Origin of the sequence: Acinetobacter sp. NIPH 284, assembly GCF_000369425.1 — a bacterium.
GTDB lineage: Bacteria > Pseudomonadota > Gammaproteobacteria > Pseudomonadales > Moraxellaceae > Acinetobacter.
On the sequence record NZ_KB850011.1, the window covers coordinates 587,753 to 610,278 of the forward strand.

General features: G+C 38.5%; 21 protein-coding genes and 1 tRNA gene. 14 read left to right on the forward strand and 8 right to left on the reverse strand.

All coding sequences use genetic code 11. The features are described from left to right. Positions 1-139 precede the first annotated feature (139 nt). Positions 140-216: transfer RNA gene (locus tag F908_RS08780), tRNA-Ile, on the reverse strand. A 267-nt stretch (positions 217-483) separates the two neighbouring features. Between F908_RS08780 and F908_RS08785 the strand changes: the two genes are divergently transcribed. Continuing rightward, positions 484-1,041, forward strand: a complete 558-nt coding sequence (locus F908_RS08785) for a 1-acyl-sn-glycerol-3-phosphate acyltransferase (protein WP_034602702.1) — start codon at positions 484-486, stop codon at positions 1,039-1,041. A 142-nt stretch (positions 1,042-1,183) separates the two neighbouring features. Next, positions 1,184-1,933, forward strand: coding sequence for a YebC/PmpR family DNA-binding transcriptional regulator (locus F908_RS08790; RefSeq protein ID WP_005160602.1), 750 nt, complete (start codon positions 1,184-1,186; stop codon positions 1,931-1,933). Between the two features lie 43 nt (positions 1,934-1,976). Here the strand turns inward: F908_RS08790 and F908_RS08795 are convergent, their stop codons facing one another. Together F908_RS08795 and F908_RS08800 are read right to left on the reverse strand one after the other, a co-directional pair. Further along, positions 1,977-2,447 carry an Lrp/AsnC family transcriptional regulator gene (locus F908_RS08795; RefSeq protein WP_004661600.1) on the reverse strand — a complete coding sequence of 157 codons (471 nt, stop codon included), beginning with the start codon at positions 2,445-2,447 and terminating at the stop codon, positions 1,977-1,979. Between the two features lie 456 nt (positions 2,448-2,903). Further along, entirely contained in the window at positions 2,904-3,674 is a 771-nt protein-coding gene (locus tag F908_RS08800; protein WP_005160604.1) for a glutathione S-transferase family protein, read from the reverse strand. Positions 3,675-3,881: 207 nt separating this feature from the next. Between F908_RS08800 and ychF the strand changes: the two genes are divergently transcribed. Next, on the forward strand, positions 3,882-4,973 hold the full coding sequence (gene ychF / locus F908_RS08805) for a redox-regulated ATPase YchF (protein WP_004661588.1): 1,092 nt from the start codon (positions 3,882-3,884) through the stop codon (positions 4,971-4,973). Positions 4,974-4,994: 21 nt separating this feature from the next. Next, the gene (locus F908_RS08810; protein ID WP_005160605.1) at positions 4,995-5,840 is read left to right on the forward strand and encodes a GGDEF domain-containing protein; all 846 of its coding nucleotides are present in this window, start codon (positions 4,995-4,997) and stop codon (positions 5,838-5,840) included. Here the strand turns inward: F908_RS08810 and F908_RS08815 are convergent. Then, positions 5,833-6,738 (reverse strand): GlxA family transcriptional regulator, encoded by a 906-nt coding sequence (locus tag F908_RS08815; RefSeq protein WP_005160606.1) that lies wholly within the window; start codon positions 6,736-6,738, stop codon positions 5,833-5,835. The two genes, F908_RS08810 and F908_RS08815, sit on opposite strands and share 8 nt — an antisense overlap. A gap of 147 nt (positions 6,739-6,885) precedes the next feature. Between F908_RS08815 and F908_RS08820 the strand changes: the two genes are divergently transcribed. Continuing rightward, the gene (locus tag F908_RS08820; protein WP_005160607.1) at positions 6,886-7,674 is read left to right on the forward strand and encodes an alpha/beta fold hydrolase; all 789 of its coding nucleotides are present in this window, start codon (positions 6,886-6,888) and stop codon (positions 7,672-7,674) included. A 28-nt stretch (positions 7,675-7,702) separates the two neighbouring features. On the opposite strand, the gene F908_RS08825 is transcribed toward F908_RS08820, so the two are convergent. Next, complete coding sequence (locus tag F908_RS08825) at positions 7,703-8,278, reverse strand: hypothetical protein (protein ID WP_005160608.1); 576 nt, start codon at positions 8,276-8,278, stop codon at positions 7,703-7,705. Between the two features lie 133 nt (positions 8,279-8,411). Continuing rightward, positions 8,412-8,945: an Mpo1 family 2-hydroxy fatty acid dioxygenase gene (locus F908_RS08830; protein ID WP_005160609.1), complete on the reverse strand. Its 534-nt coding sequence runs from the start codon at positions 8,943-8,945 to the stop codon at positions 8,412-8,414. A 106-nt stretch (positions 8,946-9,051) separates the two neighbouring features. Here F908_RS08830 and F908_RS08835 point away from each other — a divergent pair, with 106 nt between their 5' ends. Next, positions 9,052-9,756 carry a Crp/Fnr family transcriptional regulator gene (locus F908_RS08835; RefSeq protein WP_005160610.1) on the forward strand — a complete coding sequence of 235 codons (705 nt, stop codon included), beginning with the start codon at positions 9,052-9,054 and terminating at the stop codon, positions 9,754-9,756. A gap of 211 nt (positions 9,757-9,967) precedes the next feature. Then, complete coding sequence (locus F908_RS08840; RefSeq protein ID WP_034602703.1) at positions 9,968-10,252, forward strand: hypothetical protein; 285 nt, start codon at positions 9,968-9,970, stop codon at positions 10,250-10,252. A gap of 55 nt (positions 10,253-10,307) precedes the next feature. Here the strand turns inward: F908_RS08840 and F908_RS08845 are convergent, their stop codons facing one another. Beyond that, the gene (locus F908_RS08845; RefSeq protein ID WP_034602705.1) at positions 10,308-10,772 is read right to left on the reverse strand and encodes a hypothetical protein; all 465 of its coding nucleotides are present in this window, start codon (positions 10,770-10,772) and stop codon (positions 10,308-10,310) included. Between the two features lie 194 nt (positions 10,773-10,966). Between F908_RS08845 and F908_RS08850 the strand changes: the two genes are divergently transcribed. The 4 genes from F908_RS08850 (at position 10,967) to dapC (ending at position 16,580) form a co-directional block, all read left to right on the forward strand. Continuing rightward, positions 10,967-11,356 (forward strand): tautomerase family protein, encoded by a 390-nt coding sequence (locus F908_RS08850; RefSeq protein WP_005160613.1) that lies wholly within the window; start codon positions 10,967-10,969, stop codon positions 11,354-11,356. A gap of 120 nt (positions 11,357-11,476) precedes the next feature. Further along, positions 11,477-12,694 carry a formate-dependent phosphoribosylglycinamide formyltransferase gene (purT, locus tag F908_RS08855; RefSeq protein ID WP_171062433.1) on the forward strand — a complete coding sequence of 406 codons (1,218 nt, stop codon included), beginning with the start codon at positions 11,477-11,479 and terminating at the stop codon, positions 12,692-12,694. A gap of 24 nt (positions 12,695-12,718) precedes the next feature. Then, complete coding sequence (gene glnD / locus F908_RS08860) at positions 12,719-15,385, forward strand: [protein-PII] uridylyltransferase (RefSeq protein ID WP_005160615.1); 2,667 nt, start codon at positions 12,719-12,721, stop codon at positions 15,383-15,385. A 25-nt stretch (positions 15,386-15,410) separates the two neighbouring features. Next, positions 15,411-16,580, forward strand: a complete 1,170-nt coding sequence (dapC, locus tag F908_RS08865) for a succinyldiaminopimelate transaminase (protein ID WP_005160617.1) — start codon at positions 15,411-15,413, stop codon at positions 16,578-16,580. A 55-nt stretch (positions 16,581-16,635) separates the two neighbouring features. On the opposite strand, the gene F908_RS08870 is transcribed toward dapC, so the two are convergent. Next, the gene (locus tag F908_RS08870) at positions 16,636-17,253 is read right to left on the reverse strand and encodes a LysE family translocator (RefSeq protein WP_005160620.1); all 618 of its coding nucleotides are present in this window, start codon (positions 17,251-17,253) and stop codon (positions 16,636-16,638) included. 155 nt (positions 17,254-17,408) lie between these two features. Here F908_RS08870 and F908_RS08875 point away from each other — a divergent pair, with 155 nt between their 5' ends. The 3 genes from F908_RS08875 (at position 17,409) to F908_RS08885 (ending at position 22,348) form a co-directional block, all read left to right on the forward strand. Continuing rightward, positions 17,409-17,861, forward strand: a complete 453-nt coding sequence (locus F908_RS08875; protein WP_004962624.1) for an Lrp/AsnC family transcriptional regulator — start codon at positions 17,409-17,411, stop codon at positions 17,859-17,861. A 145-nt stretch (positions 17,862-18,006) separates the two neighbouring features. After that, positions 18,007-19,197 (forward strand): efflux RND transporter periplasmic adaptor subunit, encoded by a 1,191-nt coding sequence (locus tag F908_RS08880; protein WP_005160623.1) that lies wholly within the window; start codon positions 18,007-18,009, stop codon positions 19,195-19,197. Position 19,198: 1 nt separating this feature from the next. After that, complete coding sequence (locus tag F908_RS08885) at positions 19,199-22,348, forward strand: efflux RND transporter permease subunit (RefSeq protein ID WP_005160626.1); 3,150 nt, start codon at positions 19,199-19,201, stop codon at positions 22,346-22,348. The last annotated feature ends 178 nt before the right edge of the window (positions 22,349-22,526 follow it).

Genomic DNA, 22,526 nt, shown 5'->3' on the forward strand with positions numbered 1-22,526 from the left:
CAAGCACAGATCAAAACCTAGTAGAACTATACAAAGAAACTGTTTGTTTAAGTTGATTTTATCTGCTTACCATTTGCTTACCAGAATCTAAAAACAAAAAAACCACTTACGATTAGTACACGTAAGTGGTTGATTTATATGGTGGGCCCAGACAGACTTGAACTGTCGACCAACGGATTATGAGTCCGCTGCTCTAACCAACTGAGCTATAGGCCCTAAACTTTAATCATATATTTGATATGAAAAATGCGACTTGATGTTAGTTAAATTTAACTTAAATTACAAGCAGATGATTTTATCAAATTACTAAAATAGTGTTAAAAATCATAAACTGAGCTGATTCTATATGATCTTTACAGCTTGAGTAAAGATGATATTGCACTATTTTGATCATTAATAAGACATCTAAATTTATTTTGATCTGGTCTTGTCGGATATGTGCTTTCCTAAAAAGTCGTATTACACTGCTGCGACTCAAAGCCTATGATGATAAACATGAAAAAATTTTTAGGAAAATCAATCTTTAAGGCAGCAGGCTGGACATATCAAGTTGATCCCGCAATTTTGGAACAGAAACAAGTAATTATTGGATTTAAACATACATCAAATCTAGACACTATTCTTTCACTCGCTTTGTTTGAAATCTTAGAACTTAAAGTTCATACATTGATTAAAAAGGAACTCTTCAAAGGTCCTCTTAAACCTATTTTAGAAAAGCTAGGTGGCATTCCTGTTGATCGTAAAGCAAATAAAGACATAGTGACGCAAATGGTCGACTTATTTAAGCGTAATGAGCGCTTTAATTTAGTCATAGCTCCAGAGGCAACACGCGCAAAAAATGGTGAAGATCGCAAACCAATTCGTACAGGATTTTGGCATATTGCTAAAGCAGCCAACGTACCTATTATTTTGATGTATGCCAATGCACGTACAAAACAAGGTGGGATTTTAGGAAAAATTTATCCTACAGATTTACAAAAAGATTTGGAACAAATCAAAGCTCTTTATGCTGAATACGATATTGACGTAAAGATTAACTAATTTTTGCATTCTTTCTGATCAATCTTTAATACATGATCAGGAATTTAAATTTTGAATGCTTAATGCGGTGGTTTTCAAGAAAACTATCGCTATGCTAATATTCACGCACTTTTTTGAGTTTTAATTTTTTGGAGTTACTTCCATGGCGGGTCATTCTAAATGGGCCAATATTAAGCATCGTAAAGCTAAACAAGATGCAAGTCGCGGTAAAGTTTTTACCAAATATATCCGTGAAATCGTAACCGCTTCCAGATTGGGCGGCCCAGATGCAGCGAGTAACCCTCGTTTACGTGCAGTTGTTGAAAAAGCACTTTCTGTGAATATGACACGTGACACCATCAACCGTGCGATCCAACGTGGTGCTGGTGGCGAAGATAATGATGATTTAAAAGAAGTAACCTATGAAGGTTATGGTGTTGGTGGTGTTGCAGTTATCGTTGAAACCATGACTGATAACTTAAACCGTACTGTCCCAGATGTTCGCCATTGTTTTTCTAAAACCAATGGTAACTTGGGAACCAACGGTTCGGTGGCTTACCTGTTCACAAAACGTGGCGAAATTTCTTTTGAAGATGTTTCTTTAGAAGACAAAATCATGGAAGTCGCTTTAGAAGCGGGTGCTGATGATATCGAGATCGATGAAGATAGTATCTTGGTAATCACCAGTCCAGAGAGCTTTGGTGATGTTCAGGATGCACTTACAGCAGCAGGTCTAAAATCTGATAATGCTGAAGTTGTGATGAGCCCATCAACTAAAGCTGAAATCAATGATATTGATCAAGCCAAACAAATCATGAAAATGATTGATATGCTTGAAGATCTTGATGATGTTCAAAACGTTTATACCAATGTTGAATTCTCTGAAGATGTATTAGCGCAACTTGATGCTTAATTCATTCAGATCAGTAAAAAATGCATCTTTTTAGATGCATTTTTTATAACTTATTTAACAGTTTATAGCAGTTAAATACGTTGTATTCTTTGATCACGAAACTAGAATGTAGCGCAACGACGCTGTCAATTTTACCAATACGGCGTAATAGAATTTCACTATAGTCATCCATATTACGAGCCACCAATTCCAAAATAAAATCGGCGCTCTGCCCTGTCACTAAAAAGGCATTGGTGACTTCAGGAATATCTTCAATTTCTTGTAGAAATTTATCAAAGGTTTCACTGTCATGTTTGCTCAAAGAAACCTGTAAAAGTATATGTAAACTAAAACCGAGCTTATTAAAATTAATTTCTCGTTTGAGCTGTCCCATCACTTGGGATTCAATCAGGTTTTTAATGCGTCGATGCACCGAACTCACCGAAAGATTAATACGCTCTGAAAGCTCATTTAGATTGACATCTTCATGGGTCAAAATTTCAAGAATTTGTTTATCAAAACGATCCAATTCCATTCTACAGTTCTCACTCTGAATTTATGCTTCTATCGGAACTGCTCACTCAGTAATTTTTAAGGGTCAAGGGAAAACATTCGTTTAACTTTTGACGATGCTGCATGGATAACGCAAACATGATTCCGATAAACTTTTGGTTTATCTTTGTCTCAAAGCCGAAACAAGACCTTTTGAGCAACTGTTCAACTCATCTCCCAATAGTGAACAACTCGTTTCGATCCCCATCACACCCTGAAACATAAGATAGCAAAGACTTTTTATAATTATTTCCCTCTTTTTAGTTTTTTTAAAGTAAATTTGGCAATAATTTCTAATATTTTCTATTTATAACGAATTTTCTTTTAATAATTAATTTTATTCACCGATAATTTTTTACTTTATTGACTATTTTGCTCTTTTCTTTCGCATAAAAAAGCCCCGATTATTTTCAATCAGGGCTTTATTCATCAACAAATCTTATAAACCGCGCCAATCAACCCGTGCATTACGTTCAGTCGCATAAATACGCTGTGCATATTGTCCAAGCGGTAAATCTAATAAATAGTCATGATATTCCTTCAATTCACCCGTGAATTGTTCAATATCATCATTTTCCAATTCCCACGGCGTACCCTTAATCACGAGTAACGGCGCAAGAATTGAACAAACTGCTATATCTGCTAAACCTAGACGATCGCCAACCAAATAACGCCCTTGATTATCAATCAAGCGTTGATTGAGGTCGGTAATCAGCTCAGTCATTCTCACTTTAGATTTTGCGACTTTCTGAGGATTTAACTTATAGTTTGAAGAAACTAAACTCTTTAAAATTGGTTTAGAAATTTTTTCAAACTGGCGTAAATAGCCTTGCTCACCCATCATAATTTCGAGTGGATGATCGCCAACAGATAACGCTTGCGCCAATGACCAACGTCGGACATGCACACCCAGCTCACCCGATAATTTATCAATTTCTAAAGCTTGCTCACGTAACTGTTCATCACGTCTCAATAATGCATGTTCAGGATAACTACTATCAAGATATAAAGCGATTTGTGTTGAATCAGCAACCCAGCGTTTATCATCTTTCAACATCGGCAATAGATATTGCCCAGATTTAAGATAGGTAAATGCTCGGTGAAAACCAGGAATTAAATTATGTGCCACATAGTCCAATTCCTTATGATCTAACAACCAGCGAGCTTTTTCACAATAATGAGACAAAGGAAATTGGTATAAAACCCGCATAAACTCTCCAAATTTATTTTTCTACTCGATCAAACCTAAGGTTTGCTCTACTTTAGAAGTAAAAATGAATGATTACAATGTCGTTTTTTTCCTATCTCCTGTAATTTGGGCAAGATCAAGTTTTCATTACAACCATGACCTGACTTTGTCATGGCTTTCATGTAAAATCATCAGCAATTTTTAAATAACACATTTGTGAGTGGTTTCATGGGTTTTAATTGCGGTATTGTTGGTCTGCCAAACGTAGGTAAATCTACATTGTTCAATGCATTAACAAAGGCAGCGATTGCAGCTGAAAACTTTCCGTTTTGTACCATTGAACCGAATACAGGCATTGTCCCTGTTCCAGATCCACGCCTAGATAAACTTACAGCGATTGTTAAACCTCAACGCGTTATTCCAACTACGATGGAATTTGTTGATATCGCAGGTTTAGTTGCTGGTGCATCTAAAGGTGAAGGCTTGGGTAACCAATTCCTTGCCAATATCCGTGAAACAGATGCCATTGCTCATGTAGTTCGTTGTTTTGAAGATGAAAACGTGATTCACGTAAATGGTAAAATTGACCCATTAGATGACATCGCAACCATCAATACTGAACTTGCGCTTGCTGACCTTGATACTGTTGCAAAAGCTTTGTTACGTTTAACTAAAGCGGCAAAAGGTGGCGATAAAGATGCGATTGCCACTAAAGCAGCATTAGAAAAAATTCAACCTTTACTCGATGAAGGCAAACCAGCACGTGCGGCTGACCTTTCGGATGATGAACGTAAAGCGGTACGCGGTTTCGGTTTAATGACGCTTAAACCAACTATGTACATTGCCAACGTGGCAGAAGACGGTTTTGAAAATAACCCACATCTTGATGCAGTAAAAAAACTGGCTGCTGAAGAAAATGCGATTGTTGTTCCCCTTTGCAACCAAATCGAAGCTGAAATTTCATTATTAGAAGATGAAGATCGCGCTGAATTCTTGGAAGCGATGGGTATGGAAGAACCAGGCTTAAACGTGGTGATTCGTGCAGGTTATAGCTTACTTGGCTTACAGACTTACTTCACTGCGGGCGTACAAGAAGTTCGCGCTTGGACGGTTAAAGTCGGTGCGACTGCGCCACAAGCAGCGGGTGTGATTCATACCGACTTCGAAAAAGGCTTTATCCGTGCTGAATGTGTTGCTTATGATGACTTCATTCAATACAACGGTGAAAGCGGTGCCAAAGAAGCAGGTAAATGGCGTTTAGAAGGTAAAACTTATGTCGTACAAGACGGCGATGTATTACACTTCCGTTTTAACGTGTAATTATTTCAACATAAAGACACTATGGAAAGAACATTAGAACGATTATTCGCACATAATCCAATGATACGGCGGTTGTTGATTCTGCTCATCACTGCTGTGCTTGGTATGATTGACTTGGCAACAGGTTATGAGTATTCGTTCTCGGTGTTCTATCTACTGCCTGTTTCAATTGCAGCATGGTACGACCAATATAAGATCACTGTGCTGACCATTATGCTGTCAGGCATGACTTGGTTGATTGCAGACATTCATGCTGGTCATCATTATTCCAATACATTTATCCCTCTTTGGAATGCTTTCGTTCGTTTAGGTTTCTTTTCAATTGTTGCATTTTTGCTGATCAATGTGCGTAAAAACTGGCAGGAAATGAAAAATCTGGCAATGAAAGATCAGCTCACCTCTCTCGATAATAGCCGCGCCTTTGATATTGAATACCGTATTCTGCGAAAGTTGAATTTCCGCAAACAAACGTGTTTTGCAGTTGGCATCATTGACCTTGATGGCTTCAAGGCAGTCAATGACACTCATGGACATCATGGTGGTGATGAGGTTCTGCTCCAGTTTTCACAGGTTCTCAAAAAATCATGTCGTTCTTCAGACATTGTTGCCCGTTTAGGTGGTGATGAATTCGCAATTATTTTATTAGATATTGATGAAACCCAAGCCTATCTTTGTGATCACCACTTGCGAACATTATTTGCAGAAAGTGGCTTAAATCAAAAATATGGCGTTGATTTTAGTATGGGTTTAGCCATTTTATCCGAATTACCAGAAAACCTTGAAGATGCAACCAAGACTGCAGATCAGCTCATGTATCAATCAAAATCTTTAGGTAAATCACAAACCACGATTCAATCATTTATTTGACCCATTGCGTCGGTGTACAAGCTGTGACCTTTTTAAATATTCGAATAAAAAAACTTACATTTTCATAGCCCACTTCATAAGCTATTTGCTGAATCTTCATATCTGTGGTTAATAATAACTTCTTGGCTTTATCAACTCTCACCTGTTGCAAATATTGATTGGGAGAAATCTGCGTCGCCAATTGAAAACGCCGTTTCAAATTCCGCTCACTAAAATTAAATTGCTGGGCCAGATCGGCAATCTTGTTTTCCTCAGCACAATGTTCATCTAGCCAATCTTGTACTTGCAATACGGCTTCATCACAATGATTACGATACATCGGTAATACAGGATTTAGTAATTGCGGTGAGGTCATCAATAAATGGCTTGCACACAATTGTGCAAAATAATCCCCTTTATGCTGTGCAACAATGCCCAGTAAAGCATCAAATGTACCCATTAATGTCCCTGTACTATAGATCGATCCTGCGTATAGATAATTTCGATTTTTAGTAAATGAACAGCTAGGAAATAAACCATTTAGCTCACGAATAAAAGCCCAATGGGTTGCTAACAGGATGTGATCAGCAAGTTTAGTTGCTGCAATAAAATAAACACCCGTTGTAACTGCTAAAATAGCAATCTGCTGTTGTATTAAACGTCTAATCCACAGCACTAAATCATGGCTTTGTAATGTTAATGTTGCTAACTGCTTCCCCTCAAAACTAGGAATAATCACCAAATCATAAATACGATCTAGCATGATATGCCCATTGACATCGATCTGTGTTCCACTTGCACTCTGTTTCGCTAATCCATCGATACTTAGAATTTCAACTTGGTATGTTGCAACCTGCCCCTGTCGCGCTTCCAACAAAGCCACGACATGAAAAAAATCCTTAACCATCATCAGGCTCATTGCCCAACATCCGTCATAAGCAACAATTGCAACTCTTTTCATTTCAATATGGCACGATCAGACTATTTATCGTCATGATTATATCTATATTACACAATGGTTTTTAACTATTCTGATATTCAATTTATACATTTGGATTATCTTGCCATGCGACACTGTGAAACCGTTGAAAAAAACATCTCATCACTTGAAGGCAATCTCTTTGTAAAGATATGGCAGCCACAACAGACTGAGCCAAGTAAACAAATTCCGATTCTATTATTCCATGACTCTTTAGGCTGCGTGCAACTATGGCGAGATTTTCCTGAACAACTTTGCATCGAAACCAATCGCATGATTATTGCCTATGATCGTCACGGCTTTGGACAATCTGATGCAAGCGACACACAACTCTCTACCGATTTTATCCAACAAGAAGCTCTTGTTGCTGCTGAACTTTTAGATCAGCTTGAAATCTCACAAGTGATTGCGCTAGGTCATAGTGTTGGTGGTGGCATGGCGGTCAGCTTTGCAGCACAATATCCATTCAAATGTGTTGCAGTGATTACGGAAGCGGCTCAGGCATATATTGAACAAAAGACCTTAGATGGCGTTTCTGATGCAAAACAGATGTTCCAACAGCCTGAACAATTGCAAAAACTCAAAAAATATCATGCAGAAAAAGCACAATGGGTTTTGGATGCTTGGACCGAAACATGGCTTTCACCTGCATTTCGCAATTGGACTCTGGACAATAACCTCAAAGCATTACAAACAAAATTGCTCGCCATTCATGGTCACAATGATGAATATGGCAGCTTAGCGCAACCTGAACGATTAGCTAAATATACGGATGCAGAATTACATTTGATTGAAGCGTGTGGGCATGTTCCCCATCGAGAAAAACCTCAACTGATTGTTCAAATCATCAAGGAATTTGTTGCACTCTACGCCTAAAATGACATTAAAAATCGGTCATCCCATCTTACTGATTCTTTAATAATTTCTGTAATTGTTTGGTCACATGCACTCTAGCCTTCTTCTGTTTAAAAATCGTCGGGATATGCAACAAAAAGAAAGAGTGGCGATATTTTTTATGATCGCGTAAATCTTCTTTTAAATAGTCATAGAGATCAATCGCCGCTTCACGATGAAATGCCCATAGCACTTGTTGTCTATACATCACCACATAATAAGCATCATTCGGCCAATTCAGTTCATGTTTTTGACGACAATCACAAGATTCACACACCACTCCGCCTTTATTCATTGAAGAGTAAGGCACAGACCATTTTTGTACATCATAAGTCTCAGGTAAATCGCGGATCTGCTGCAAATCAACCGATAAATTAGGATAGTAAAAAGCAGCATTCCAATAACCACCACAACTATCCTGAAAACGCTGATATTCAAAATCTGGATGCTGCTGAAAATAATCGATGTCTTTTTTGAGTTGAATCTTGGCAAATCGAGCAAATTCAAAATTCGCTTTGTGCTGACATGAGGGGCATTTAATGCTTAACTTGTGTGGTAATGACCAATATTCGTAAAGTCCTGTCATTTGCTTTTAAATATAGATCTTGAGTTAAAGACCAATCAGCATAACAAGCAGATGGCACATTTTAAATGATCTATTTATTGCAATAAATAAACCGAAATCTAAATGATCTCGGCTCTTTTAAAATTATCTGGGCTTAAGATGCAGTTTGGACTTTCATATCCATCGCGGCACGTTTGCTTTCAGCTTCTTTCAAAATACGTTGATGTAATGGTTTACGGAAACCTAGTAAGAATACAAACTCAGCTAAAACGAATAATGGACCAATTGCCAGACCAATCAGATCATCAACAAATGCAGGTTTTTTCTTTTCAAAATAATGTCCTACAAACTGAAAGACCCAGCCTACAACAAAAATACCAACACTCGCACCTAACCAACTCCACATGGATAAAGCCGCAACTTTTAAAGCTAAAGGATAAGCCAACACCAATAAGATCAGCATCAAGGCACCAAACAACTTATCAAGTGTAAGATAATAAATACTACTTAAAACAATGAGCAGCATTGCCAATGTCATAGGATAACCTGATATTTCGATCCCTGCTCGTGCGGTTAAACATAAGATAGAGAAAACGATTAAAGGAATGCCTACAAAATGAGTCATAATATTATTTCGATCTAAATGGTAAGCAGCATACTGACTGAGTTGTCGTTCCAAATTTGTCATTGCTCATTCCTCATATTATTTCTGTATGTTATTAATCTATTACAAATCAGCAAATAAAATTGTCATGTAGCTGACAAATGGATTTATATTTTTAAAAGGAAATAGAGTGTTAGATCCCATTCATATACACCATTTACAGCAAAATTCGTGGTTTAGTCATCTTGCAGAGCCTTTCAAGCAGTTCATTTTGGATCATGGTAAGAAACTTATAATTGAAAAAAATGCCGCTGTGTTTAATGCTCAAGATCAATTTGATGGTGTGTATGGTGTTCTCGATGGCTCAATTAGTTTGGGTTACATAGACGTTAACGGTAATGAAGCAATTGCTGCTATCGCTGAACCAATCATGTGGTTTGGCGAGATTTCTCTCATAGACAAACAACCACGCTCTCATGATGCTATTGCATTGAAAAAAAGTGTTGTGCTTCAAATCCCAGCTCAACCTCTGAACGAGTTTTTATCTAAAAATCCCTATTATTGGTATTTCTTTGCCCTACTGACCAGTCAAAAACTTCGCTATGTCTTTTTAGAGCAAATTGCAATTCAAACTCAAACGATCAGTCAGCGTCTTGCTCAACGCTTGTTATTTATATTAGAAGGTTACGGTAACCGCTCATCCATTCAAGATTTAAATATTCAAATCTCACAAGATCAACTTGCTAATATGCTAACAATCTCAAGACAAACCGTTAATCAAGAATTAAATCTATTTGAAAAACAAGGAATCATCCAACTTGGTTTTAAAAAAATTGAGGTGATTGATATTGAAAAGTTAAAGAAAGTCGCTGCTGTCGGTTATCTAAAGCAATAAAGTGTTACGGCGATCGTATGATCTTATTTAGAAAATTAGATCATATATTATGCAATATCCACTTAATCTTAAACATAAATTAAAAGATAAACTCTCGCTATAAAACACTACGCTTCAATTTAAATTATTCACAAAATCATTCTGCTTTGTTGTTAAAAACTCGTCTAAATTAATCATAAGCACTATCGCTTACCTGATTCAGATGACAATTATGAAAAAAGTCGCAACAATTCTAACAGCAGGCTTATTCACCGTATTAAGCGCAAGTGCATTTGCCTGCCCGAAAGGAACTCAATTACAGGGTGGCACAGGACCAAATCATAAAGGTGGCAAATGTGTAGCAACAAATGTTGTAAAAACCAAAAAAGAAACCACGAAAGCAAAAGAGACAATGAAACATGACACCATGAAAATGTCATCGGATACTAAAAAAGCAGCAACAACATCAACCACACAAATCAAGCAGGAAGCCACAAAAACAGGAAAAACGTCATAAACCCAAACGCATGATAGCTTTAACCAGCTGAAGCGAGATTCATCATCTCGCTTTTTTATTTAGGTGAGGTATTGCCTAAAGCTGGATTATCAATTGCATCTTTACACTGTGCCTTGTCTCGTTCGTAGTCAGCTTGCTTTTGTGTTGACGAACTCACATTCTCTTTAACATCTCTTGCCCAAGTATCCAGACTAGTCAATGCTTTACGGCATAGCGCATATTTTCCTTCAGTCACAGAATCCGTCATTTTGACATTAATTCGCCAATCGGTACTGAGTTGTCGTAATGGTTTTCTGACTTTATCCTCAATCTCAGTAGATTGTTTATTGTAGACAATTGGATCAATTTCATTAATGAGCTTCCAAGCAGCTTGTGCGTAACTTGTTGCATCATTATTAAGTTTGGGTGCTGCTTTAATTTCCACTTTTTTTTCTGGCTGATTGCTTGAATGATCACATGCAGTCAATAAAAGGCTGCTAAACAACATTATTGTCGCTACATGAGTTTTTGTATTAAACATATCAAATCGCCAATGGAACATTTGCGCATTATGCTAGTCAATTCAGCAACAATACTCAATCGTTGTTACTTATTTATCCCATAGAACAATCTACGTTCTAAAGAATTGATTTAATGCCAATATCATTTAAAGTGGTGAAATAAAAATATCATGTGAATCAAAATTTCTAATCTTAATTTTGGAATAACCTATTTATGTCTCAAATCAAAATTTATGCACTACATCAAACAATTCAACAATTTAGAAGTCAATTGTCAGGTGCTATTCACCAAGCACTGGTCACAAGCCTCGATTATCCTGTAGAAAAAAAATTTCAGCGCTTTATTGCTTTAGCCCCAGAAGATTTTATATATCCAAATGATCGCAGTGAACAATATTTGATTATTGAAATTTCAATGTTTGAAGGGCGAACAACTTCGGCAAAAAAACAATTTATTCAATCAATTTTTTCTAATATTCAGCAGCAATGCGGTATTTCCCCACAAGATATTGAAATTACAATTTTTGAAACCCCAAAATCAAATTGGGGAATCCGTGGTCAAAATGCAGATGAATTACGACTTAACTATCAAGTCAATGTCTAAACAGATCAACACGATGATAAGTCATATTTTTTGTCTAACAAAACCTTGTTTTTTTGTATCAGGCAAGCTTAATTCATCAAAAAGTTCTGCTATGCTTAACCACAAATTACTCAGGATAGGATTACACGCATGAGCGTCACTCTTGGAACTCCACTTCAATCTTCTGCATTTAAGGTTTTACTGTTAGGTTCTGGGGAGCTAGGTAAAGAGGTTGTGATTTCTTTACAACGCTTAGGTGTCGAAGTTCATGCCGCAGATCGTTATGATCATGCACCAGCCATGCAAGTTGCACATTTTTCTTATACATTGAATATGGCTGATCCAACCGAATTAAAACAACTAATTGAAAAAATTCAACCCAATTTGATTGTTCCTGAAATTGAGGCGATTGCGACTGAAGTGCTTGTAGAAATTGAACAAAGCCAAACAGCAACCGTTATTCCTTCAGCTAAAGCAGTCAATCTCACAATGAACCGCGAAGGAATTCGTCGTTTAGCTGCTGAAGAACTCGGTCTACCAACATCCGCTTATCGCTTTGCCAGTACTTTAGAAAGTTTCCGGGCAGCATGTGATGACATCGGTTATCCAAACTTTGTAAAGCCAGTGATGTCATCATCGGGTAAAGGTCAGTCTCGCGTTAAAAGCTTTGATGAAGTTGATGCCGCTTGGGAATATGCGATGCAAGGCGGTCGTGTGAATCAAGGTACCGTGATTATCGAATCACAAATTGATTTTGATTTTGAAATCACCTTATTAACAGTTCGTGCAAAAAATCCTAAGACTGGCGAAATCGAAACCCATTTCTGTGATCCGATTGGACACCGCCAAGATGCGGGTGACTATGTCGAAAGCTGGCAACCTCAACCAATGACTGCTGCTGCCTTACAAGAAGCTAAACGTATCGCACACAAAGCAACAACTGCATTAGGTGGCTGTGGTATCTTTGGTGTAGAGCTATTTATCAAAGGCGATAAAGTTTGGTTCAGCGAAGTTTCCCCTCGCCCACATGATACGGGTCTCGTAACTTTAGCTTCTCAATACCAAAGCGAATTTGAATTGCATGCGCGTGCTATTTTAGGTTTACCTGTTAATACAGCTCGCCATAGTACTGCGGCAAGTGCGGTGATTTATGCAGGTGTAGATGCGAATAACCTCAGCTTTGATGGCTTGAATCTTGCTTTAGCCAATCCGAATACTGACTTACGTTTATTTGGTAAACCTGAAGGTTTTAAACGTCGCCGTATGGGAGTTGCAACAGCACGCGCTGAAACAACAGACCAAGCACGTGAATTAGCGCAACAAGCTGCTGACCAAGTGAGCGTACACACAAACTCTTAACTTAAATTGAGTAGACCCATTTTCATGATCAATACATCTCCTTTGCTGAACTATGTCACCAGTCATCATGATATTAAAGCCATTAATCAATGGCGAACAGATGTAGAAAAGCAATTACAAGAGAGTTATGAAAATGGGCAAGCTATTCGTGAAGTGATTAAGGCTCGTTCCAACTCAATTGATGAGGCCTTAGTCTTTTTATGGAATCATGCTGAATTAAATAAAACTGAATTAGGTTTATTTGCGGTCGGAGGATATGGTCGTCGCGAAATGCTGCCATATTCCGATACTGACATCATGATTTTATCTGAAGATGAAATCAACGAAGAGCAAGAAAAACTGATCTCAACTTTTATTTCATCCTTATGGGATGTTGGTAATTTTAAACCTGGAATTAGCGTTCGTACGATTCAAAACTGTGTTGAACAAGCAGCAAATGATTTAACTGTTGCTTCAACTTTAATCGAGGCACGTTTAATTACAGGCAATGAACAACTGGCTAAATGGCCACGTCGTATTGTCGCCCAGACATGGACAGATAAAACCTTCTATGATGCCAAAATGGCGGAACAGACCAAGCGCTACGCTCAACACAATAATACTGAAAGCAATTTAGAACCAGATATCAAAAATGCACCTGGCGGTATTCGTGATATTAATCAAATTGGTTGGATTGCCAAACGTCACTTCCGTGTCAATCGTATTTATGATTTAGTTCACTTAGGCTTTATTACTGAATTTGAATTAGGCGTACTGGAAGAAGCTGAAAGTTTCTTATGGGAGATTAGAACCCATTTGCATCGTATCGCTAAACGAGATGAAAACCGCTTATTATTTGAATATCAAAGAGATATAGCAGCAAAATTTGGTTATGTTCGTGAAGAAGGTCAACCTGTGAACTTTGCAGTTGAACAATTCATGAAGCGTTATTATCGAACAGCGCAACAAGTTTCAACGCTGAATGAGATGTTACTTGCTTACTTCAATGAATCAGTCATTACCCCTCGTCTGCCTGATTATGAACGCCAAATTATCGACATTAATGAACGCTTTAAAATTGTAGACGGTAAACTCGCTGTTCAGCATCACAAAGTATTTTCTGAAGAACCGAGTGCAATTTTAGAACTATTCTATCTGTTAGCCAATCGACCAGAAATTACAGGCATTCGTGCTCGTACCTTGCGTCTTCTTGTGCTCGCAGCCAAACGAATTGATCAACGTTTCCGTGACAACCCAGAACATCAAGCATTATTCATGTCAATTATTCGCTCACCGCACTTATATGACACGATGGTGGCGATGAAACGTTATGGCGTATTAGGGAACTACATTCCTTCGTTTGGACAGATCACAGGATTAATGCAGTACGATCTGTTCCATATCTACACGGTAGATGCACACACCTTATTATTACTCAGAAACTTAAGTCGCTTTAAAGAACCTGAATTCGCTAAAGAATTCCCTGTGGTGAGTTCAGTATTCCAACGTATTGCGCGTCACGATATTGTCTATATGGCAGCAATTTTCCATGATATTGCGAAAGGTCGTGGCGGCGATCATAGTGAATTAGGGGCATTAGATGCCATCGAGTTCTGTCGCACGCATGGTTTTACTGAACGTGAATGTAAACTTGTAGCATGGTTGATTAACAATCATCTACTCATGTCTCTTACTGCACAGAAGAAAGATATTTCTGATCCAGATGAAGTGAAAGAGTTTGCCGAAAAAGTCGGTGATATGGAACATTTAGACTATCTATACACTTTAACGGTCGCTGATATTAATGCCACGAATCCTAAACTTTGGAATACATGGCGTGCTTCCCTTATGCGCCAGTTGTATACCTATGCGCGAGATGTGATTCGTTCAGGCTTAGGTCGTCCTGTTGACTATCAAATGTTGATTGAAGACACCAAATTTGCTGCCAGTGAATTATTGGTCAATAACTTCTCTCTCGCCGAAGTCGAAAAAGTTTGGCAAGAACTTGGTGATGAATACTTTGTAAAAGAATCTGCAAATGAAATCGCTTGGCATACTCAAGCCATATTACAGCACGGCGATAACCCTGCTCCGTTGGTATTGTTACGTGCTCACCGCAATGCTGCACAAGATGCAGTACAAATTTTTATTTATACCCGTGATCAACCAAACCTATTTGCCACAACCGTAGCCGTACTAGATCGTATGAACCTTGATGTTCAAGATGCCCGAATTATTACGGCAAGTACTGCTTTTAGTTTAGACACATATTTAGTCTTAGATCGTTTTGGTACCTTACTGACTGACCCAGAACGGGAACGAAAAGTGAAATTGGCATTGGTTGAAGCACTCAGCCATCCTGACCAATACCCTGGTATCATGCAACGTCGTATACCAAGACATTTGCGTCATTTCGATGTTCAGAACACTGTCGATATCGCTCTAAACCCTGCTTTACAACAACATATGGTTGAAATATCGACACTTGACCAACCTGGTTTACTTGCACGTATTGGCGCTCTCTTCATGCTACAAGGTTTGGATATCCACTCAGCGAGGATTGCTACCCTAGGTGAACGTGCTGAAGATATTTTCTTTGTAACCAAAAAAAATGGTGTGTTGTTAACTGATGAAGAGGTCAAACTCTTTGCTGAGACACTGAAAGCGGCTCTTGATGAAGCATCAAACCAAATTTGTAATCCACCCTCTTAATTTTTATTGTTCGGTAACTGTTTAAATGAACTCTAGCTTGTCTTTATTGCATCCGTATCCTTTTGAAAAGTTAAATCAACTTTTTAAAAATGTGCAACCAGCCAATTTACCTTTGATTCCATTGTCTATTGGTGAACCGAAACATCCTGCACCTGAGTTCGTTAAACAAGCAATTATTGATAACTTTGCACATTTATCAACCTATCCAAACAGTAAGGGCTTACCTGAGCTGCGCCAAAGTATTGCAAAATGGCTTACAAATCGCTTTTCACTGAATCAAATCAGTGCAGAAGAACATATTTTGCCTGTTTCTGGCACACGTGAAGGAATCTTTTCTTTTGTACAAGCTTTGATTAAAAGAGAAGATGCGCCTTATATTGTAATGCCAAACCCTTTTTATCAGATTTATGAAGGTGCTGCGTTACTTGCTGGTGCAAAACCATATTTCATTAACTGTACAGAAGAAAATGGTTATTTAGGCGATTTTGATGCTGTACCTGCAGAAGTTTGGGAAAAAACAGCTTTATTGTTTGTATGTACACCAGGAAATCCAACGGGAACCGTACTCTCAAAAGAACAATTTAAGAAGCTAATCGCACTGTCTGATCAATATGGTTTTGTTATTGCTTCTGATGAATGTTATTCAGAACTTTGGTTTGACCAAGCACCAATTGGCCTTTTAGAAGTCTGTGCTGCAATTGGACGTGATGACTATAAGAATTGCATCGTATTTCATTCACTTTCAAAACGTTCAAACCTTCCGGGTATGCGTTCTGGTTTCGTTGCAGGCGACGCAGCATTATTAAAACCTTATTTACAGTATCGTACCTATCATGGCGCAGCAATGCCTGTTCAACATCAGCTTGCATCTATTTCAGCGTGGAATGATGAAGCACATGTGGAAGAAAACCGCCAACAATATCGTGCGAAATTTGAATTATTCCAAAGCGAACTTGGTCATTTATTACCACTACAAAAGCCAGATGCTGGATTCTACTATTGGTTAAAAGTTGACAATGATGAAACTTTTGCTCAAATGCTTATGGAAAAAGCACATATCAAAGTTCTTCCAGGTCGCTATTTATCTCGTGATACTGAACAAGGCAATCCAGGCGAAGGTCACGTGCGCATGGCTCTAGTTGCTGATCTTGCTCAATGTGAAGAAGTTGTTAAACGCTTAAAAGCAATTCTTTAAATACAATGAGTTCGGAATCTGTAAGTGATTTCTATTACAGATTCCGAAATAAAACTTAAACCTGACCAATAATTAGAATTGTGGCTATCAAAACCATCAAGGTACCTGAAATTCGACTGACCACCCTTACCGCATGGGGTCTGGTACTTAATAGTTTCTTTGCTGCCAATCCAACCAATACATAAACAATTGCGCAGCTAATTAGATGAATAATACCTAAAGAAAGGATCTGAGCTGTAGCTGAAAACTGCAAGTTTGGGTGAATAAATGGCGGCAATAGTGCAAAAAAGAGCAATAAAACTTTCGGATTTAAACCACTAATTCCCACACCTTTAACGAACCAAGACTTTGCTGAATCAAACGCAGATGTCTGTTGTTCAGTACTTGAGATGATGGCTGGTCGAATCAACAAGCTTATACCCATCCACAGTAAATAACATGCGCCAACAATCGTTAAAGATGTCAATAAAATTGGATAATGACTAACTAAAGTGCCCACGCCAGCTGCAACACACAAAATCGCTAAAAAATGCCCCAGTACAAGCCCTGAAACTGCTGTAACAATAAACTTCCCTTTTATTCCCGCCAATATTGCATACGCCCAGTCAGCGCCAGGTGTTAAAACAAACAAGATTGAAACACACCAAAAGGCAATAATTACATTTAAATCCATATCCATAACTCTATTTATTTCAATATACTACGATTGAAATTATTTTTTATTTCAACCATGTGTTGAAAAATCTATTGGAGAGAATATGCTTAAATGGTTAAAATGTTTTCCTAATTAATTTCTTTTATTTCTATTTATTCAGGAGATTCTTCTAAATGGATCGCACAGATAAGAAAATTCTTGCTGAATTACAAAAAAATGGGCGACTATCTATCACAGAACTCGCTGAAAAAGTAGGTCTAAGCTTGTCTCCCTGCCACCGTAGAGTGAAAGCTTTGGAAGAATCTGGTGTGATTAAAGGCTATCATGCGGATTTGGAAGCATCTCAAATTGGATTTAATTTCTCAGCTATCATTTTTGTGACACTTAAAGATGGAGATAAAAGCGCACTATCTCAATTTGAAGAAAAAGTCAGTGAAATAGCTAACGTTATTCAAGCACAGCGTCTGTTTGGTAATCCTGATTATCTTCTCCATGTGGTTGCCAAAGATCTAGCTAGTTTTCAGAAACTCTATGATGATAGTTTATCGGCATTACCAAATGTGCAACGACTCACCTCAACGATTGTGATGAAAAATGTGGTGATCAACCGCTTATTACCTCTTTAAATATTCATAATATGTAGCCGCTTTCCATTCATTTGTCTCCCGACATATAGTGCATTTAAAAGCTATTCATCTGTCTATTAACTATTGACCATCTGTTGAAATGTTCGTCTATACTTAGGCATCAAAATTTGGTGACTATGGAAAGATGGCTCCTCAAACTTCACAAAATACAAAGAAAAAGGTTTGGTTGATTGCTGCAATCATTATTGTACTTATCACCGTTACATTTTTAATGTGGAAAACGAGTTCAAGTAAAAACTCATATACAGATGATAAGCAAAAAAATGCTCAAACAAACACTCAAAAAGCTGCACTGACCGTAACAGTAGTTTCACCAGAACAACAAAACTGGAAACAAGTTTTTACTGCGAATGGAAATATTGCAGCTTGGCAAGAAGTTGTAATTAGCAGTGAGCTATCTGGACAGCGATTAACACGTGTGAATGTAAATGTCGGTGATGAAGTAAAACGTGGTCAGATTTTAGCTGAAATCAATAGTGAAACTATTCGTGCTGATTTAGCGGCAGCGAAAGCAAGCTATGCAGAAGCTCAAGCTGTTTTGGCGGATGCAATTACCAATAATAAGCGCATTCAGCAGTTAAAAAATACTGGTGCTATTTCAGCTCAAGAATCAACACAATATCAAACATCACAAGCAACAGCTCAAGCACGTTTAGATGCAGCAAAAGCACAAATTGAAAGTAATCAACTGCGCTTAGCCCAAACACAAGTCGTTTCTCCTGACAACGGTGTCATTTCTGCTAGAACTGCAACAGTTGGCTCTTTAGCACAAACAGGTCAAGAATTATTCCGCTTGATTCGAGATCATCGCTTGGAGTGGAGAGCTGAAGTTACAACAACAGATTTATACAAACTTCAACAAGGCATGACTGCTCACGTTATTTCACCTGATCCTTCACAACCCAAAGTGACAGGTCAAGTTCGGATGATTGCACCAGTAATTGATCCTCAAACACGTTATGGTTTGGTATATGTTGATTTACCAACAACTCAAGCAATTCGTATGGGAATGTTTGTAAAGGGAGAGTTTGATCTAGGTGAAAAAACAGCATTAACCATTCCACAAACAGCATTATTGCTACGGGATGGTTTTTCTTATGTTTTTATTGTTGATCAAAATAATCGTGTAACACAGCAAAAAGTCACTATAGGTCGCCGTCTAGGTGATCGTGTAGAAATCATGGATTTACCAACACAAGTAAAATTGGTTTCTTCTGGAACAGGTTTCTTAACTGATGGAGATTTAGTTACTGTTGCCAAAGACATACCTGATACCCCACTGACCAAACAACTTGTGAATACACAGGAGAAATAAAATGAATTTCTCTGCTTGGTCAATCCGCAATCCAATTCCGGGCATTTTATTATTTATCATGCTCGGTTTGGCAGGATTGTTATGTTTTCACTGGATGAAAATACAACAATTCCCAGACATTGAACTTCCGATGGTCACCGTAACTGCGTCATTACCCGGCGCAGCCCCACCTCAACTTGAAACAGAAGTTGCACGTAAAATTGAAAACTCAATTGCAACGCTACAAGGTCTAAGAAATCAATACACCAACATTCAAGATGGTGTTGTGACTGTCACCGCAGAATTTCAGCTAGAAAAGCCACTACAAGAAGCTGTTGATGACGTGCGTAATGCTGTTTCACAAGTACGTTCAGACCTACCTGCTGATTTAAGAGACCCGATTGTTAGTAAAATTAATCTATCTGGTTCACCTATCCTCACCTATACCATCCAATCTCCTAAAATGGATGAAGAAGCTCTTTCGTGGTTCGTGGATTACGATATTGCTCGCGCTATGTTACAGGTTAAAGGTGTGGGTGCTGTTGCACGTGTTGGTGGTGTCACCCGCCAAGTTGAAGTCGAACTCGATCCTGAAAAATTACTGGCACTCAATGCGACTGCAACTGATATCACTCGCCAACTTCGATTGGTTCAACAAGATGCTTCAGGTGGACAAACCAAGATTGGTGGCAGTGAACAATCCATTCGTACGATTGCAACTGTAAAAACAGCTGCTGAAATTGGTGCCATGGATATTGCTTTAAGTGATGGTCGACATATCAGACTTGATCAAGTGGCTACAATTCGAGATGGAATAGCGGAACGACGTTCTGCAGCATTACTGAATGGACAGCCAGTAATCGGTTTTGAGATCACACGAAGTAAAGGTGCAAGTGAAGTTGATGTTGAAAAAGGCGTTATTGAAGCATTAGATAAGCTTAAGGCATCTCACCCAGATATCAAAATCACAGAAGCCTTTAACTTCGTTAAGCCTGTTGCTGACAACTATAAAGGTTCCATGTCACTACTTTATGAAGGTGCAATTCTTGCAATTTTAGTGGTTTGGCTATTTCTGCGCGATTGGAGAGCTACGATTATTGCAGCAACCGCTTTACCTCTTTCTATTTTGCCTGCCTTAATCGGCATGTACTATTTCGGGTTTACATTAAATACCGTAACACTCCTCGCTATGTCGCTCGTCGTGGGTATCTTGGTGGATGATGCTATTGTTGAAATTGAAAATATCATTCGGCATCTACGGATGGGTAAAACACCTTATGAAGCTGCTATGGAAGCAGCCGATGAGATTGGACTAGCTGTTATTGCAACCACATTTACATTGATTGCTGTATTCCTTCCCACCGCGTTCATGAGTGGAATCGCAGGAAAATTCTTTGTTCAATTTGGTTGGACAGCAGCGCTAGCAATATTTGCCTCGCTTTTAGTCGCTCGATTATTAACACCAATGATGTCAGCTTATATTTTGAAGCCTTGGATTGGTAAAGTTGAGAACACAGCAGAAAACTCAGATGCAGATAGATTAAATGATCAAGGAACATCCAAGCTTGCATGTGACCGAGAAAAAGATGGTCGTGTTATGCGTGGTTATATGCGTCTAGTCACGTGGTGTCTACATCACCGTTGGGTTACGCTTGGTGGTGCTATTCTGTTTTTCATCGGCTCCATTATGCTGATTCCACTTCTGCCTACAGGTTTTGTTCCACCACCTGACACAGGACAAACTCAAGTAAGATTAGAACTCACTCCAGGCTCACAATTCGCAGACACCTTAAAAACTGCCGAATACGCACGAAATCTTATTAAAGATCATCCAGAAATCAAAAGCATCTATACAACCATCGGCGGTGGTGCAGCAGGTTCAGATCCTTTTTCTGGTGGTGCATCCAGTGAGCCTCGAAAAGCAACTCTGACAATCCAAACCTCAGAGCGCTCAGATCGTAGTTTAAGTTTGCAAGAAATCGAAAGTGAAATACGTCAACGACTCGCTCCTTTACCCGGTGCTCGTATTCAAGTCGGTATAGCAGGGAACAATAGCCAATATCAACTCGCCTTATCAGGTGATGACCCTGAAGCTCTTATTTCAACAGCACGTAAGCTGGAACGCGAATTACGCACAATTCCAAACATCGGCAGTATTACTTCCAGTGCAGCACTCATTCGTCCAGAGTTGGTTATCCGCCCAGATTTTGCTAAAGCAGCTGATCTTGGGGTTACAACTTTTGATATCGCAGAAACACTGAGAATTGCCACTGCAGGTGATTTCGACCAAAACCTTGCAAAATTAAATTTATCGCAACGACAAGTTCCTGTCGTGATCAAACTTCCGCTTTCTGCACGTCAAGATCAGGAATTGATTAAACGCTTAATGATTAAAGGAAGTCATGGTCCAGTGATGTTAGGCACAATTGCTGATGTCAATATTGAAAGCGGTCCATCACAAATCGATCGTTTCAATCGCCTGCGCAATATTAATTTTAATATTGAGTTGAATAACCAACCGCTTGGTGATGTAGCAGCAAAAGTTGATCAATTACCAACGATGAAAAACTTACCACCTACCGTGAAACGTACCAATATTGGTGATGCTGAGGTAATGCAGGAGCTTTTCTCAAGCTTTGGATTGGCAATGCTCACAGGGGTGCTATGTATCTATGTCGTTTTAGTGCTCTTATTCAAAGACTTCTTACAACCTATTACCATTTTGGTCGCATTACCATTGTCTTTGGGCGGTGCATTTGTATTGTTGCTTTTGGCAAAAAGCAGCTTTTCAATGCCAAGTTTGATTGGACTAATTATGCTTATGGGGATTGCAAGTAAGAACTCTATTCTTTTAGTCGATTACGCGATCATCGCAAGAAAAGAGAAAGATTATTCACGATTTAATGCTTTGCTTGATGCCTGTCATAAACGTGCGCGCCCGATTATTATGACAACCCTTGCTATGGGTGCAGGTATGCTACCTATCGCTTTGGGTATCGGAACAGATCCAAGCTTCCGTGCACCAATGGCAATTTCAGTAATTGGTGGTTTAATCACGAGCACTTTCTTATCTTTATTGGTTATTCCAGTGGTGTATACCTTTATTGATGATATTAATCGCAAGCTGCATAGCTTTAGAAAAACCAAAGATCAAGCGGTTGAACAGCTTTGATCTGTATGTGAAAAAGACGGTCTTATGACCGTCTTTTTTTAATACTTATATTATTGTTCTCTGTACAAGACAAATTTCATAGAGCCCTTGTCCTATCAGGCTTTTTCTTTCTTAAAATTGCGAGCACTTTCTTAAATTCTTCTTTTTTTCCAAAACCAATCAAACGTAGAATAGCCAT

Excerpts from the sequence above, each read along its gene's own strand:
- F908_RS08785 (WP_034602702.1), top strand. The coding sequence starts at position 484 with ATGATGATAAACATGAAAAAATTTTTAGGAAAATCAATCTTTAAGGCA.
- F908_RS08790 (WP_005160602.1), top strand. The coding sequence starts at position 1,184 with ATGGCGGGTCATTCTAAATGGGCCAATATTAAGCATCGTAAAGCTAAA.
- F908_RS08795 (WP_004661600.1), bottom strand. The coding sequence starts at position 2,447 with ATGGAATTGGATCGTTTTGATAAACAAATTCTTGAAATTTTGACCCAT.
- F908_RS08800 (WP_005160604.1), bottom strand. The coding sequence starts at position 3,674 with ATGCGGGTTTTATACCAATTTCCTTTGTCTCATTATTGTGAAAAAGCT.
- ychF (WP_004661588.1), top strand. The coding sequence starts at position 3,882 with ATGGGTTTTAATTGCGGTATTGTTGGTCTGCCAAACGTAGGTAAATCT.
- F908_RS08810 (WP_005160605.1), top strand. The coding sequence starts at position 4,995 with ATGGAAAGAACATTAGAACGATTATTCGCACATAATCCAATGATACGG.
- F908_RS08815 (WP_005160606.1), bottom strand. The coding sequence starts at position 6,738 with ATGAGCCTGATGATGGTTAAGGATTTTTTTCATGTCGTGGCTTTGTTG.
- F908_RS08820 (WP_005160607.1), top strand. The coding sequence starts at position 6,886 with ATGCGACACTGTGAAACCGTTGAAAAAAACATCTCATCACTTGAAGGC.
- F908_RS08825 (WP_005160608.1), bottom strand. The coding sequence starts at position 8,278 with ATGACAGGACTTTACGAATATTGGTCATTACCACACAAGTTAAGCATT.
- F908_RS08830 (WP_005160609.1), bottom strand. The coding sequence starts at position 8,945 with ATGACAAATTTGGAACGACAACTCAGTCAGTATGCTGCTTACCATTTA.
- F908_RS08840 (WP_034602703.1), top strand. The coding sequence starts at position 9,968 with ATGAAAAAAGTCGCAACAATTCTAACAGCAGGCTTATTCACCGTATTA.
- F908_RS08845 (WP_034602705.1), bottom strand. The coding sequence starts at position 10,772 with ATGTTTAATACAAAAACTCATGTAGCGACAATAATGTTGTTTAGCAGC.
- F908_RS08850 (WP_005160613.1), top strand. The coding sequence starts at position 10,967 with ATGTCTCAAATCAAAATTTATGCACTACATCAAACAATTCAACAATTT.
- glnD (WP_005160615.1), top strand. The coding sequence starts at position 12,719 with ATGATCAATACATCTCCTTTGCTGAACTATGTCACCAGTCATCATGAT.
- dapC (WP_005160617.1), top strand. The coding sequence starts at position 15,411 with ATGAACTCTAGCTTGTCTTTATTGCATCCGTATCCTTTTGAAAAGTTA.
- F908_RS08870 (WP_005160620.1), bottom strand. The coding sequence starts at position 17,253 with ATGGATTTAAATGTAATTATTGCCTTTTGGTGTGTTTCAATCTTGTTT.
- F908_RS08875 (WP_004962624.1), top strand. The coding sequence starts at position 17,409 with ATGGATCGCACAGATAAGAAAATTCTTGCTGAATTACAAAAAAATGGG.
- F908_RS08880 (WP_005160623.1), top strand. The coding sequence starts at position 18,007 with ATGGCTCCTCAAACTTCACAAAATACAAAGAAAAAGGTTTGGTTGATT.
- F908_RS08885 (WP_005160626.1), top strand. The coding sequence starts at position 19,199 with ATGAATTTCTCTGCTTGGTCAATCCGCAATCCAATTCCGGGCATTTTA.